11 protein-coding genes are annotated in these 13887 nt (G+C 66.1%); 6 read left to right on the plus strand and 5 right to left on the minus strand.

Annotated features, from left to right (window positions below):
• Positions 1 to 5: 5 nt before the first annotated feature.
• Both HQ354_RS08730 and HQ354_RS08735 read right to left on the minus strand, forming a co-directional pair.
• Positions 6 to 1016: a 1-phosphofructokinase family hexose kinase gene (locus HQ354_RS08730; protein ID WP_068428926.1), complete on the minus strand. Its 1011-nt coding sequence runs from the start codon at positions 1014 to 1016 to the stop codon at positions 6 to 8.
• Entirely contained in the window at positions 1013 to 1780 is a 768-nt protein-coding gene (locus tag HQ354_RS08735; protein ID WP_068428929.1) for a DeoR/GlpR family DNA-binding transcription regulator, read from the minus strand. The genes HQ354_RS08730 and HQ354_RS08735 overlap by 4 nt, the downstream gene beginning before the upstream one ends.
• Before the next feature lie 138 nt (positions 1781 to 1918).
• Between HQ354_RS08735 and ptsP the strand changes: the two genes are divergently transcribed.
• From ptsP to HQ354_RS08750, 3 genes are all read left to right on the plus strand, one after another.
• The gene (gene ptsP / locus HQ354_RS08740) at positions 1919 to 3604 is read left to right on the plus strand and encodes a phosphoenolpyruvate--protein phosphotransferase (RefSeq protein ID WP_167676068.1); all 1686 of its coding nucleotides are present in this window, start codon (positions 1919 to 1921) and stop codon (positions 3602 to 3604) included.
• Between the two features lie 23 nt (positions 3605 to 3627).
• Positions 3628 to 4893 carry a uracil-xanthine permease family protein gene (locus HQ354_RS08745; protein ID WP_068428934.1) on the plus strand — a complete coding sequence of 422 codons (1266 nt, stop codon included), beginning with the start codon at positions 3628 to 3630 and terminating at the stop codon, positions 4891 to 4893.
• A 138-nt stretch (positions 4894 to 5031) separates the two neighbouring features.
• Positions 5032 to 6174, plus strand: coding sequence for an acyl-CoA dehydrogenase family protein (locus HQ354_RS08750; protein WP_068428935.1), 1143 nt, complete (start codon positions 5032 to 5034; stop codon positions 6172 to 6174).
• A gap of 168 nt (positions 6175 to 6342) precedes the next feature.
• Here HQ354_RS08750 and lexA read toward each other — a convergent pair whose 3' ends face one another.
• The gene (gene lexA, locus HQ354_RS08755) at positions 6343 to 7134 is read right to left on the minus strand and encodes a transcriptional repressor LexA (RefSeq protein WP_206030689.1); all 792 of its coding nucleotides are present in this window, start codon (positions 7132 to 7134) and stop codon (positions 6343 to 6345) included.
• 284 nt (positions 7135 to 7418) lie between these two features.
• Between lexA and HQ354_RS08760 the strand changes: the two genes are divergently transcribed.
• Positions 7419 to 7751 (plus strand): hypothetical protein, encoded by a 333-nt coding sequence (locus tag HQ354_RS08760; RefSeq protein ID WP_125833460.1) that lies wholly within the window; start codon positions 7419 to 7421, stop codon positions 7749 to 7751.
• Between the two features lie 175 nt (positions 7752 to 7926).
• On the plus strand, positions 7927 to 8391 hold the full coding sequence (gene nrdR, locus HQ354_RS08765) for a transcriptional regulator NrdR (RefSeq protein ID WP_068428940.1): 465 nt from the start codon (positions 7927 to 7929) through the stop codon (positions 8389 to 8391).
• Here nrdR and hrpA read toward each other — a convergent pair.
• A complete protein-coding gene (hrpA, locus tag HQ354_RS08770) occupies positions 8381 to 12274 on the minus strand; it encodes an ATP-dependent RNA helicase HrpA (RefSeq protein WP_222634562.1) in 3894 nt (1297 codons plus the stop codon). The two genes, nrdR and hrpA, sit on opposite strands and share 11 nt — an antisense overlap.
• Before the next feature lie 123 nt (positions 12275 to 12397).
• Here hrpA and HQ354_RS08775 point away from each other — a divergent pair, with 123 nt between their 5' ends.
• Positions 12398 to 13657: an aspartate aminotransferase family protein gene (locus HQ354_RS08775; RefSeq protein WP_167676064.1), complete on the plus strand. Its 1260-nt coding sequence runs from the start codon at positions 12398 to 12400 to the stop codon at positions 13655 to 13657.
• Here the strand turns inward: HQ354_RS08775 and HQ354_RS08780 are convergent.
• Positions 13641 to 13862 carry a hypothetical protein gene (locus HQ354_RS08780; protein WP_167676062.1) on the minus strand — a complete coding sequence of 74 codons (222 nt, stop codon included), beginning with the start codon at positions 13860 to 13862 and terminating at the stop codon, positions 13641 to 13643. The genes HQ354_RS08775 and HQ354_RS08780 overlap by 17 nt on opposite strands.
• Positions 13863 to 13887 lie beyond the last annotated feature (25 nt).

The raw sequence follows: 13887 nt of genomic DNA on the forward strand, positions 1-13887 counted from the left end.
GGCTCCTAGGAGAGTGTCGACGAACTGGAAGGGGTAGAGGACGAGCTGGCGGGAGGTGAATCGAGAGCATGCACGGTGACGGCGTCGGGCCGTGCTTGATTCGGCGTCGGCAGCGTCGTACCCGGTAGGGCGGTGGCTGCAGTTCCGAAAGCGACTGCGCGACGGAGACGATCGGCCGGCGAACAGTGTTCGATGTCGGCCAGGATGTAGCCGGCAAGAGAGGAGTCGCCCGCGCCGACCGTGCTGATGGCATCGATCCGTGGCGGGCTGGCGAACCAGGCACCCTCGGCGGTGACGAGGACGGCCCCGGCGCTGCCGAGAGTGGCGAGCACGCTGCCGACGCCGCGACCGAGCAGAATGCGGCTGGCTTCGACCGCTGCGGTCGGGTCGCCGGCTGACGCCGCCTGCTCGAGCGCGTCGCCGTCGACGCCGGTCAGCTGGGCGAGTTCCTCGGAGTTCGGCTTGATCAGGTCGGGAGCGGATTCGGGGAACGATTCGGCGAGCGACAGCAATGGCTCGTCCGAGGTGTCGACGGCGACCCTGCACGGCGTCTCGCGCAGTGCGCGAACGAGTTCCGCGTACCAACCGGGTGCGATTCCGGGCGGCAGCGATCCCGACAATGCAACCCACGCAGCGTCGCGGCCGAGATCGACGACGGTCTCGAACAGCGCGTCACGCGTTGCCGCGGTGAGCACGGCGCCGGGTTCGTTGATCTTGGTCGTCGTGCCACCGGGCTCGCTGACGGTGATGTTGGTGCGTGCGAGGCCGTCGGTCGGCACGCTCCAGAAGCGAACGCCCTTGGTGCTCAGTGCTTCCAACAGCGGGTCGCCGCTTGCCGCAGGCAGGACGGCCATGGACTGGACGCCCGCGCCCGTCAGCACTCGCGCGACGTTGACGCCTTTGCCACCGGGGTCGTTGACGGTGGTGCGTGCTCGATGCACTCCGCCGCGAACCAGTTCCGAATCGAGTACGACGGTTCTGTCGATACTCGGGTTCGCTGTCAGTGTGACGATCATGCGGTCACGACCTCGATTCCGTTGTCGGTCAAACTCTTACGATCCGTGTCCTCGATGTCGCCGTCGGTGACGACGACGTCGATGTGGTCCAGTCTGGCGAAGCTCACGAGGTGTTCGCGGCCGATCTTCGTCGAATCCGCGAGAACGACAACATGGTTGGCGCAATTGACCATCGCTCGTTTCACGGCGGCTTCGTCGCTGTCCGGTGTGGACAGCCCGTGGCCGATACTGAGGGCGTTGGTGCCGATGAACGCGACGTCGACGCGCAGCCATTCGAGCGCCTGCATGGCCTCGGGTCCGACGGCGGCCTGCGTCGTACCGCGCACGCGGCCGCCGAGCATCCGCAGGTTCACGCCGGTGAGCGGCGCAACCCTCGCGGCGATCGGTACCGAATTGGTGACGAGAGTCAGGTCGCGGTCGCCGGTCAGCAGGGAGGCCAGTCGCCCGGTGGTGGTTCCGGCGTCGAAGACGGCGCTGCCGCCCGCGGGAGGAAGGTAGTCGAGCGCTGCGGACGCGATCGCGTCCTTCTGCTCCGCGCGCGTGTACTCGCGCTCTCCGACACCGGGCTCGGTGGCCGTCAGCGCAGATGCGGGCACCGCTCCGCCGTGCACTCGACGCACGACGCCGAGGCGGTCGAGCACTGCGAGATCGCGTCGCACCGTTTCGGTGGTGACGCCGTAGGCAACGGACAGGTCGGCGACGGAGACGCGGCCGCGGGTGCTGATCAGTTCCGCGATGGATTGCTGTCGTTCTTCTGCGTACACCCCCGACTCCTTCCTGATTACTGTTGGTTTATGTTGTTTTACGCCCGTATCTGTTGACATGTCAAGGCCGACGAGTAATCTCGATCACAGACAACGGCGGGTGACGGGTCGAACACACCGAACGACGAAGGAGGACACATGACGGGATCGCTGCGATCCGATGCGCAGGACACGGTGTTGCGGGGGACTCCTGTCGTTCCCGGTGTGGGATTCGGCCCGGTCATCCGACCCGGCCGTCGCCCGGAAGTTCCGACCGACACGACCGTCGTCGACGACGCGGCGCGCGGCGAAGAGCTCGAACGCTTCCGCACGGCCGCCGCGACCGTGGCCGCCCGGCTGCGGGGACGAGCGGAACTCGCGACCGGGGCCGCGTCGGAAGTCCTGTCGGCGAACGCCGCGATGGCCCAGGATCGCGGATGGCTCGGTGCCGCCGAGAAGCTGATCTCCAAGGGCACCCGCGCGACGGCAGCGACGGAAGCAGCAACGCAACAGATCGCGACGATGTTCGAGAAGCTCGGCGGACTGATGGCCGAGCGCGTCACCGACCTTCGCGACATCCGCGACCGGGTCGTCGCCGAAATTCTCGGAGTCGACGAGCCCGGCGTGCCGGTGCCGACCGAGCCGTCGATCCTCTTCGCCGACGACCTGGCGCCGGCCGACACCGCAGGTCTCGACGCCACCCTCGTCGTCGGCTTGGCGACGTCGCTCGGCGGGCCCACCAGTCACACCGCGATCATCGCGCGTCAGCTGGGCATCCCCTGCATCGTCGCCGTTGCCGGTCTCGACGACGTGCCCGCGGGCACGACGGCCATGGTCGACGGCACGACGGGCGACGTGGTGCTCGACCCGAACGCGGACGACGCGGCGAGGCTCGTCGCCGACGCGAAAGCCGAACTCGCCCGTGTGTCGGGCTGGAGCGGTCCGGGCGCCACGGCGGACGGTCACCCCGTCGACATCCTCGCGAACGTCCAGGACGGCGCAGGCGCGCGCGCAGCCCGCAGTTCCGCGGCGGACGGCGTCGGACTGTTTCGGACGGAGTTGTGCTTCTTGGACCGCGACGCCGAGCCGACCGTCGACGAGCAAGCCGCGATCTACGGGGAGGTGCTGGAGGCGTTCGCCGGACACAAGGTCGTCGTCCGCACACTGGACGCAGGCTCGGACAAGCCGCTGCGCTTCGCCAATCACGCCGACGAGGCCAACCCTGCCCTCGGTGTTCGTGGAATCCGCATCGCGGAACAGGATCGTGGCATCCTGTATCGCCAGCTCGACGGCATCGCCGCCGCAGCGAAGGCGACCGGCTCGAACCCGTGGGTCATGGCCCCGATGATCGCGACCGCCGCCGAGGCCGCTGCGTTCGCGGCCGACGTGCGTGAGCGCGGGCTGAAACCCGGGGTGATGATCGAGGTTCCCGCCGCGGCCCTGCTGGCCGAGCACATTCTCGAGCACGTCGACTTCCTGTCGATCGGCACGAACGACCTCGCCCAGTACACGATGGCAGCCGACCGGATGTCCTCTCAACTGGCCGCGCTGACCGATCCGTGGCAGCCTGCCGTGCTCGCGCTCGTCTCGCACACCGCCAAGGCAGGTGCCGCCGCAGGCAAGCCGGTCGGTGTATGCGGCGAGGCAGCGGCCGATCCGTTGCTCGCGTGTGTGCTCGTGGGTCTGGGCATCACGTCGCTGTCGGCTGCGTCGGCCGCCGTCGCCCACGTCGGAGCGAAGCTGTCGACCGTCACGTTCGACAAGTGTGTCGAGGCAGCCGACGCAGCTCTGCGCGCGGACAGCGCTTCCGCCGCACGCGCGGCGGTTGCTGCAATCCTGAACTGAATGCCCTCTAGGATTCATTCCTTGTGAGTCGAAACTTCGGATGGACCCTGCACGGCAACGGAAAGACTGTCGCTGCAGGCGCGGTGGTGGCCCCGGACGAACGTCTGTCGTGGCCGCGCACGATCGGTATCGGAATGCAGCACGTCATCGCCATGTTCGGTGCGACGCTGTTGGTTCCGACGGTCACCGGATTCCCGGTGACCACCACCTTGCTGTTCTCCGGAATCGGCACCGCGCTCTTCCTGGTGATCACACGCGGACGCATTCCGAGCTACCTCGGATCGTCGTTCGCGTTCATCGCCCCGCTCAGTGCTGCGCAGGCAGACGGGCCGGCAGCGCAACTCGGCGCCGTCATGTCCGTCGGAATCGTCCTGGCCGCAATCGGTTTCGTCGTCAGGTTCGCGGGCGGACGGGTGATCGAAGCCGTCATGCCGCCGGTCGTCACCGGAGCCGTCGTCGTCTTGATCGGGCTCAACCTGGCTCCGGCCGCGACGTCGTCGTTCGAGGCGCAGCCGCTCGTCGCGGCGGTGACGTTGATCGCGATTCTGCTCGTCACCGTCGTCGGTCCAGGACTTCTCGGTCGGCTCGGCATTCTGGTCGGCGTCGTGATCGGATGGGTCTTCGCGGCCGTTCTCGGCGAGATCGACCAGACCAGGCTCGACGCTATGCGCGACGCGGCCTGGATCGGCGTGCCCGAGTTCCGCGGGCCGACGTTCGAGCTGTCCGTCGTACTCATCGCCCTGCCGGTCGTGATCGTGTTGATCGCGGAGAACGTCGGACACGTCAAGGCCGTGTCGGCCATGACGGGGAAGTCGCTCGACGACCTGGCCGGTGACGCGTTGATCGCCGACGGCCTGGCCACCACCCTGGCCGGCGCGGCAGGTGGGTCGGGGACGACGACGTACGCGGAGAACATCGGCGTCATGGCCGCCACCCGTGTCTACTCGACGGCCGCGTACTGGGTTGCCGCCGCGACCGCCGTGGTTCTCGCGTTCTCGCCGAAGTTCGGGGCTCTCGTCTTCACCGTTCCCTCCGGGGTCATCGGCGGTGCGACGCTGGTGCTGTACGGCCTGATCGGTCTCCTCGGAGTACGTATCTGGTTCGACAACAAGGTCGACTTCACCGACCCGGTCAACCTGATGGTCGTGGCCGCGGCGCTCGTCGCAGGCATCGGGGACCTGACGCTGACGGTCGGCTCGGTCGAACTCGGCGGCATCGCATGGGGCTCGGTGGGCATCCTCGTCGGCTATCCGATCGTGCGCAGCCTGGCTCGGGCGCGACAGAACTGACGTACCGCGCGTTCGGTCACCGATGACGCACGAAACGGTCATCGACTGCGAACTCGGTTCGGTCGTAATGTTCGAACTACGCCAACCGTCGGCGGCGAGGTTCCATGCCGTCCGGCAGTACCGATGAGGAGTGATGAAGTGGAACGCACCCTGTTCGATTCGGAGCACGATCTCTTCCGCGAGTCGTACCGCAAGTTCCTCGAACAACACGTCGCTCCGAATCACGCGACGTGGGAAGAGCAGAACATCGTCGACCGTGACGTGTGGGTCGAAGCCGGAAAGCAAGGCTTTCTCGGTATGGCCGTGCCCGAGGAGTACGGCGGCGGGGGAGTCGAGGACTTCCGGTACAACTCCATCGTCACCGAGGAGACGACCAGGGGTGGCTACAGCGGCATCGGCTTCACACTGCACAACGACGTCGTCGCGCCGTACCTGATCAAGCTCACCAACGAGGAGCAGAAGAAGCGGTGGCTGCCCGGATTCTGTTCGGGCGAACTGATTTCCGCGATCGCGATGACCGAGCCCGGCACCGGCAGCGACCTGCAGGGCATCAAGACCAAAGCCGTTCGTGACGGTGACGAATGGGTGCTGAACGGCTCGAAGACGTTCATCACCAACGGGATCAACGCCGACATCGTCATCGTCGTCGCGTGCACCGATCCGGACAAGGGCGCGCAGGGCTTCAGCCTGCTCGTCGTCGAACGGGACATGCCCGGCTTCGAACGCGGCCGCAATCTCGACAAGATCGGCATGAAGGCGCAGGACACCGCCGAGCTCAGCTTCACCGACGTTCGAGTGCCTGCTGCCAACCTGCTCGGCGAAGAAGGCATGGGCTTCATCTACCTCATGCAGAATCTGCCGCAGGAGCGACTGTCCATCGCCGTCGTCGCTGCCGCCGCCATGGAGGCCGCCCTCGATATGACGGTCCAGTACTGCCGCGACCGCAAGGCGTTCGGCAAGTCGATCGGCAAGTTCCAGAACACCCGCTTCGTACTGGCCGAACTGGCCACCGAGACCACGGCGACCCGCATCATGGTCGACAAGTTCATCGAACTGCTCAACGCCGGAACGCTGACGGTGCAGGAAGCTGCGATGGCAAAGTGGTGGACGACCGAGAACCAGGTCAAGCTGATCGATCGGTGCCTGCAGCTGCACGGCGGCTACGGCTACATGAAGGAATACCCGATCGCCAAGGCGTACATGGACTCACGCGTCCAGACGATCTACGGCGGCACCACCGAGATCATGAAGGAGATCATCGGGCGCGGGCTGGACCTGTAGTCCCGCCTCCCCGTTTCCTTTCTCTTTCCCGACCGAGGGTGACATTCGGTCACTCCGAGTGACCGGAAGGCCACATTCGCTCCGGCCGGGTTGTGGCCCCGACGACAGCACGAAGCCCGCGCCCACCGAGTACGACCTCGGTGGACGCGGGCTTCGTCGTTCGTGGAATCAGAGCTTGCGCATCACGGTGACGACCTTGCCCAGGATTGCGGCGTCGTTGCCCGGAATGGGTTCGAACAAAGGGTTGTGCGGCATGAGCCAGATATCGCCCTTCGACCGCTTGAACGTCTTCACGGTGGCCTCGCCGTCGATCATCGCCGCGACGATGTCACCGTTGTCGGCCACGCTCTGCTGCCGTACGACCACCCAGTCGCCGTCGCAGATCGCGGCGTCGATCATCGACTCGCCGACGACCTTGAGAAGGAACAGCGACCCCTGGCCGACGAGTTCGCGGGGCAGCGGGAAGACGTCCTCGACGGCTTCCTCGGCGAGAATCGGGCCTCCGGCGGCGATACGTCCGAGGACGGGCACGAACGTGGGTGTCGGCAGCTGATCCTCGGCGGCAGCCGAACCGTCGGCGACGGCGGCTGCGTGGTCGGCCTGCACCTCGTCGAGTCCGCGAACATCCACCGCACGGGGACGGTTCGCGTCACGGCGCAGGAATCCCTTGCGTTCGAGCGTCCGCAGCTGATGGGCGACCGACGACGTCGACGTCAGACCGACCGCGTCACCGATCTCACGGATGCTCGGCGGGTACCCGCGCTCGGTGACCGATGCGCGAATGACCTCGAGTACCTTGCGCTGACGCTCCGTGAGCCCCGCGTTGATGTCGGTGCCTTCTCCTTCGAAGGCCTTCGCCGTCGGCACGGCGGCAGGCTTGCCCGCCGAACTCTTGCCGGCAGACCTGGATCCGGCGGACTTCGGTGCCGGTGTAGACCCTGACGAGGTCTCGTCCTTCATACGTGCATCCTCCTGCCGTCTCGGCGTGCGTTGCCGATGCTGGTGTGGCTGTCGCCTGTGGTTCTGTGACGCCATTTCGAGTGGTGCCGGTGTGACGTGTGGTTTCTGACACGAATCTAGCCCGTCGACGCTGTTCGATCAAACATCTGTTCGATCCGTGTCGCATTTTCTACTGACTTTGTCGGACCCGCGTGATAGAACTTCGAACAAGCGTTCATCGAACGCCTGATCGAATGGAACGAAGGCAAGTGGTTCGATCATCGTCGACAGCAGTGGAGATCTCGATGAGCATCACGGTTTCAGACCCTCGGGTGGTCCGCCCGGTCGCGCGTCCCTCCCGTCGACGCGCAACGCCTGCGCGACGTCGCTACGTGCACTCGGCCCCGTCGGCACATCAGCCGTCGTCGATGGGTGCGTACGCGGACTCGTGCGTCGAAGAACGCCGTTCCGATCAGTCGATCTCGTGGCAGGCCACCGTGGCAGGCGTCGTGGGTACCGCAGTGGTGATCCTCGCACTGGTCGGGCTCGCCAACCTTCGCGCGGGGCAGCTCGAACCGGCGTCGCAGCCGCCCAGTCAATCGGTGGAGCACGTCGTACCGTCGGCCACGGGAGAATGATCTCGTCATGTCGCCGGTGGTCGGCTTTCCGTCCCAGACGGGTGATCGAGTTCAGCACGTAGCGCTCCGAGTATTCTCGGAGCCTGCACCTCCCGTGCGTCCTAGGTGTTTCACGGGTCCTACGCGTTCGACCGGTGATGGCGGGGAGTGCATCGGCTACGACGGAGGCTCCGACATGCATTGCCCGTTCTGCAGGCACCCTGATTCGCGCGTGGTGGATTCCCGCGAGGCGGACGAAGGCCAGGCGATTCGTCGGCGTCGGTCGTGCCCGGAATGCGGTCGTCGGTTCACCACCGTCGAAACGGCGGTCCTCGCGGTCGTGAAGCGCAGCGGCGTCACCGAGCCGTTCAGCCGCGAGAAGGTCGTCAAAGGTGTGCGACGCGCGTGCCAGGGCCGGGATGTCGACAACGACGCGTTGAACCTCCTGGCTCAGCAGGTGGAGGACGCGGTTCGTGCGTCCGGATCCGCCGAAATCCCCAGCCACGAGGTCGGATTGGCCATTCTCGGCCCACTCCGCGATCTCGACGAAGTAGCCTACTTGCGCTTCGCGTCCGTGTACCGATCCTTCAGCTCGGCCGAGGATTTCGAGAAGGAGATCCTCGAATTGCGCGCGCATCGCGAGGCCGGCGTCAGCGACTGACTGCGTCCATCGCCTTCATGATTCGTTTCTCGGACACCGGATAGGCAGTTCGAATCCCCTGCGCGAACAGGCCGATGCGAAGTTCCTCGATAGACCAGAACACGTCCTGGACAGCCGAACTTCTCTGTCGTGCCTCGGGAAGCGACTTCAACAGGCGGTCGTACGCTTCGTAGACGCGATCCAGCACGTCCATGCCCGCGTCGTCACGAGACGCGCTGCTCGGCAACGACTTCAGGCGAGCGGTTGCGCCCTGCAGGTAGCGGGGAATGTCCGCGAGTCGAGCGGACCCGAACTCGAAGACGAAGCCGTCGAACACCAGACCGTCGAGTTGCTCACGGACGTCGTCGGCGGCATCGCCCTTCTTCGTGTCCAGGATCGATCGAAGTTCCATCGCGGCAGTCAGAATCGGCCGCACGAGCGCGACGATCCGGGACGTGCGGGCTGCGGTGTCTGCGTTGACCGCCTTCGACAGTGCGGCGAACTTCTCGGGGCTGCGCACCGGACCGCCGTGCGCCATCATCGCTTCGTCGACGGCGGTTCGGCGGCAGTCCTCGAGCAGTGCCTCGACGCTGCCGTACGGGTTCTGTCCGAGCGCGAGACGTTCCTTCGTCGGAATGCCCGCGAGCAGCGCTTTGGTGCCCCGGGGCGCGGACTCGAGCAGGAGGGCGCGTGTTCCGTCCCGCATCGACGCGCGCTGCTGAGCGGGTGTGCTCAACACACGCACGGCCACACCACCGTTCTCGGGAACGAGCGCGGGGTAGCCCGTGACGGTCTGCCCGCCGACGGACCGGGTGACGGTGTCCTCCAACGTGCCGAGCGAGGACGACGTCCAGGCCAGTGTCGGTGCGCGTTCGGCCTGTCCGACGGCGCTGGCGACCTCGCGATCGACGCGCGGCGACAACGTCTTTCGCAGCCGTACCAGGTCCTTGTCGGAGCCGAGAACGGTGCCGCTCCCGTCGACCGCGACGAAGGTCATGCGCAGATGCGGCGGCAACGACGCCACGTCGAAGTCGGTCGGGTCGATGCGGCAGGCGCCGAGGCGGGAAAGCTCCCTCGCGAGGGCCGTGACGACGGGCTCCGACCTGGGCTTCATCGACCTCAATGCCGCAGCAGCGAAATCCGGTGCCGGAACGACGTTGCGACGCACAGCTTTCGGAAGAAGTTTGATGAGTGTCGCCACCAACTCGGCGCGCATACCGGGGACCAGCCAGTCGAAGCCCACGGGCTGCACCTGCGCGAGGAGCGCGATCGGAATGCGGGCGGTGACGCCGTCGGCCTCCGATCCCGGTTCGAACTGATACGTGAGTGGGAATTGTATTTCGCCTTGCCGCCACGCATCCGGGTAGTCGCCACCGAGGACCGAGGCCGCGTCGGGGTTGACGACAGTGGCAGCGGTGAAGTCCAGAAGTTCCGGAGCGGCCTTGCGCGCCTTCTTCCACCACGTGTCGAAGTGGCGTGCCGACACCGCCTCTTTTCCGACTCGGGCGTCGTAGAAGTCGTACAGTGCGTCGTCGTCGACGACGATGTCACGCCGTCGAGCTCGGTTCTCGAGTTCTCCGACGTCCTCGAGCAGCGTGCGGTTCTTGTGGAAGAACGGATGCTGCGTCTTCCACTCACCCTGTACGAGAGCATGTCTGATGAACAGTTCGCGCGAGATCTCCGGGTCGATGCGGTGATAGTTCACCGGACGTCCCGTCACGAGCGGGATGCCGTACAGCGTGACACGCTCGTAGGCCATCGCGGTCTGTCGTTTGATGGACCAATGCGGTTCGGAGTACGTCCGCTTCACCAGATGCGGAGCGAGTCGTTCGGCCCATTCGGGTTCGATGCGGGCGGCCATCCGGCCCCACAATCGCCCCGTCTCGACCAATTCGGCTGCCATCACCCAACGCGGCGGTTTCTTGAACAACCCCGATCCGGGGAAGATCGCGAAGTGGGTACCGCGGGCGCCGAGAAACTCACGCTTCTCGCCCTCGCGTAGTCCGATATGCGACAGCAGACCGGACAGCAACGCTTGGTGCAGTGCCACCGGAGTGCTCTCGTTCTCGGGGACGGTCCAGCCGAGTCCGCGCGTGATCTGACGTAGCTGACCGTGCAGGTCCTGCCATTCCCGAATGCGCAGGTAGTGCAGGAACTCGTTACGGCACATGCGCCGAAACTGGTTCGACGACAACTCGTTTCGTTGTTCGCGCAGGTACTTCCACAACTCGATGTAGGCGAGGAAGTCGGAATTCTCGACCGCGAACCGTGCGTGCTTCTCGTCTGCAGCCTGTTGGTGCTCTACCGGCCGCTCTCGGACGTCCTGGATCGACAGCGCGGAGACGACGACCAGCGCGTCCGCGAGCGCGCCGGTGGCATTGGCTTCGACGAGCATCCGCGCCATTCGTGGATCGACGGGGAGCTGCGCGAGTTCACGTCCGATCGGGGTGAGCTCCGGTTCGTCGTTCTTCCCGGCCGAGAGCGCTCCCAGCTCCTCGAGAAGTCCGACGCCGTCGCGAATGCTCCGCGGGTCCGGCGGCTCGACGAACGGAAACTGGTCTATCTTTCCGAGGCCGAGGGACGTCATCTGCAGAATCACCGACGCGAGGTTGGTACGCAGGATCTCCGGCTCGGTGAAGTGGGGCCTGGCCTCGAAGTCCTCCTCGGAGTACAGCCGAATGCAGATGCCGTCCGCCACGCGACCGCAACGGCCTGCGCGCTGCCGTGCGGACGCCTGGGAGATCTTCTCGATCGGAAGGCGTTGCACCTTGGTGCGTATCGAGTACCGCGAGATGCGCGCGGTGCCCGGATCCACGACGTAGCGAATGCCGGGCACGGTCAGTGACGTCTCGGCGACGTTGGTGGACAACACGACTCGCCGTCCCGTGTGCGGCGTGAACACCCGGTGCTGCTCGGCCGCGGACAGGCGCGCATACAGCGGAACGATCTCGGTGTTGCGTAGTTTCCGGTCCCGCAGTGCGTCCGCGGTGTCTCGAATCTCGCGTTCGCCGGACAGGAACACCAGGATGTCGCCGTCGCCCTCGCCGAGCAGCTCGTCGACGGCGTCGCACGTCGCGTCGACGGGATCGAGATCGATCGTCGTGTCGCCGACGTCGACCGACAAAGGGCGATAACGCATCTCGACGGGGAACGTTCGACCGGAGACCTCGACGATCGGGGCCGGAACTCCGTCACGAGCGAAGTGCTGTGCGAAACGTTCGGGGTCGATCGTCGCCGACGTGATGATCACCTTGAGATCGGGGCGGCGGGGGAGGAGCTGAGCGAGGTACCCGAGAATGAAGTCGATGTTCAGGCTGCGTTCGTGGGCTTCGTCGATGATGAGCGTGTCGTACTGGCGCAGCAGCCGGTCGCGCTGGATCTCGGCGAGCAGAATGCCGTCGGTCATCAGTTTGACGAGCGTCGAATCCGAGGACTGGTCGGTGAATCGCACCTTGTAGCCGACAGTTTCGCCGATCTCCTGGCCCACTTCCTCGGCGATGCGTTCGGCGACCGTGCGGGCCGCGAGACGCCTCGGCTGGGTGTGGCCGATGGACCCTCGAACACCGCGGCCGAGTTCGAGGCAGATCTTCGGAATCTGCGTCGTCTTGCCCGATCCGGTCTCACCCGCGACGACGACCACCTGATGCTGTTCGATCGCAGCCGCGATGTCGTCCTTGCGTTGGCTGACCGGAAGAGATTCGGGATATTCGACGACGGGAACTGCCGTGCGACGGTTCGCCACCACGAGCTCGGCGCGCGCGACGTCGCTCTCGATCGCGTTCAGTGCGTCGTCCGTGCGTGCCCGGTCGAGCCGACGACGGAGACGATGTTCGTCGCGCAGCGTGACACCCTCGAGACGAGCGGTGAGGGTGCGACGACGGTGCGAGACGGTTTCAGTAGACATGCTGCCTCCAGGATAATCGGTCGAACCGACTCCCCTTCGTGTGGTGAACGCCGCGGAACGACTCGGTGCCGAGTGGAGAGACGGCTCACACTCGACGAACGGGGTCCGACTAAGCTCTCTGGCATGTCTACTCCGGCCGAGCCGACCTACGAATCCACCCATTCCGCGCTGTGGCACGGCTTCGCCGACATGGGCGCAGTCACCACCAAGGGGCCGTTCGTCGTATCGCGCGGCGAGGGTGCCTACATCTGGGATCGTGAGGGCAACAAGTACCTCGATGCCACCGCCGGCCTGTGGTTCACGAACGTCGGGCACGGGCGTCGTGAGATCGCCGACGCCGTCGCAACCCAGCTCGGGTCGCTGGCGCATTACTCGAACTTCGGCGACTTCGTCCCCGAGACGACACTCGCGTTGGCGGAACGACTCGGCGAGATCGCGCCGGTCGCGGGCAGCAAGGTGTTCTTCACCTCCGGCGGTTCCGATTCGATCGACACCGCAGCCAAGCTCGCCCGGAGGTACTGGCACGAGACGGGAAAGCCCGGAAAGAAGCTCATCGTCGGCCGTCAGAAGGCGTATCACGGCATGCATGTCGCCGGCACCGCCTTGGCGGGCATTCCGGTCAACCGTGAGAATTACGGCGAACTGATGCCCGACGCACGGACGGTGGCCTGGGACGATGCGAAGGCCTTGCTCGCGCTGATCGAGGAAGTGGGCGCGGACCAGATCGCCGCGTTCTTCTGCGAACCGATCATCGGCGCGGGTGGCGTCTATCTGCCCCCGCAGGGATATCTGCAGGAAGTGCGTCAGATCTGCCGCGACCACGACGTTCTCTTCGTCGCCGACGAGGTGGTGACGGGATTCGGTCGCATCGGCGGCTCGTGGTTCGCGTCGACGCGCTTCGATCTGCAGCCGGACCTGATGACGACGGCCAAAGGCCTGACGTCGGGCTACGTGCCGATGGGTGCGGTGTTCGTCGCGCCGCACATCGCCGAACCGTTCTTCTCCGGTGGGGTCTGGTGGCGCCACGGCTACACGTACGGCGGCCATGCGGGCGCTGCGGCGGCCGCGATGGCGACGCTCGACATCATGGAACGCGAGAACCTGCTGCAGGAGTCGGCGCGCCTCGAGACGTCGCTGCACACCCATCTCGCGCCGCTCGCCGACCATCCGCGCGTTCAGGAGGTGCGCAGTGGCCTCGGTGCCGTCGCCGCGGTGCAACTCGCCGATCCGGCCGAGGCACTGCCGTTCGTCGGGACGCTGCGCGAGCACGGCGTGTCCGGGCGCGCCGCGGGCCAGGGTGCGATGCAGATTTCGCCGTCGTTCGTGATGACCGACGCCGAAGTCGAGGAACTCGCGGGACGAATTCTCAGCGCGCTCGGCTGAACCGAGAGCGCAAGCGCTGCAACCCCGTCGGGGAAGCGGGGGCGTCGGCCGTTGCGGTCGATGCCTCCGCGAACCGCTTGTGCAGCTCCTGCCGAACCTCGTCGGGGGCGTAGGCGCGTCGCGCGCGTTCCGATCGCACGACGAAAGCCCCGGTGGCGGCGACGCCCGCGACGCCCGCGAGGCCCAGGATCTTCCACAGCTTCATGGCTTCACCGTACTGGTTAAGCTCG

It is taken from the genome of Rhodococcus sp. BP-261 (assembly GCF_019835205.1).
Lineage (GTDB): Bacteria > Actinomycetota > Actinomycetes > Mycobacteriales > Mycobacteriaceae > Rhodococcoides > Rhodococcoides kyotonensis_B.

Bases quoted from the DNA above. Each gene is read 5' to 3' on its own strand.
- HQ354_RS08780 (WP_167676062.1), bottom strand. From the start codon at position 13,862: ATGAAGCTGTGGAAGATCCTGGGCCTCGCGGGCGTCGCGGGCGTCGCC.
- HQ354_RS08760 (WP_125833460.1), top strand. From the start codon at position 7,419: ATGAGCATCACGGTTTCAGACCCTCGGGTGGTCCGCCCGGTCGCGCGT.
- ptsP (WP_167676068.1), top strand. From the start codon at position 1,919: ATGACGGGATCGCTGCGATCCGATGCGCAGGACACGGTGTTGCGGGGG.
- lexA (WP_206030689.1), bottom strand. From the start codon at position 7,134: ATGAAGGACGAGACCTCGTCAGGGTCTACACCGGCACCGAAGTCCGCC.
- HQ354_RS08730 (WP_068428926.1), bottom strand. From the start codon at position 1,016: ATGATCGTCACACTGACAGCGAACCCGAGTATCGACAGAACCGTCGTA.
- HQ354_RS08775 (WP_167676064.1), top strand. From the start codon at position 12,398: ATGTCTACTCCGGCCGAGCCGACCTACGAATCCACCCATTCCGCGCTG.
- nrdR (WP_068428940.1), top strand. From the start codon at position 7,927: ATGCATTGCCCGTTCTGCAGGCACCCTGATTCGCGCGTGGTGGATTCC.
- hrpA (WP_222634562.1), bottom strand. From the start codon at position 12,274: ATGTCTACTGAAACCGTCTCGCACCGTCGTCGCACCCTCACCGCTCGT.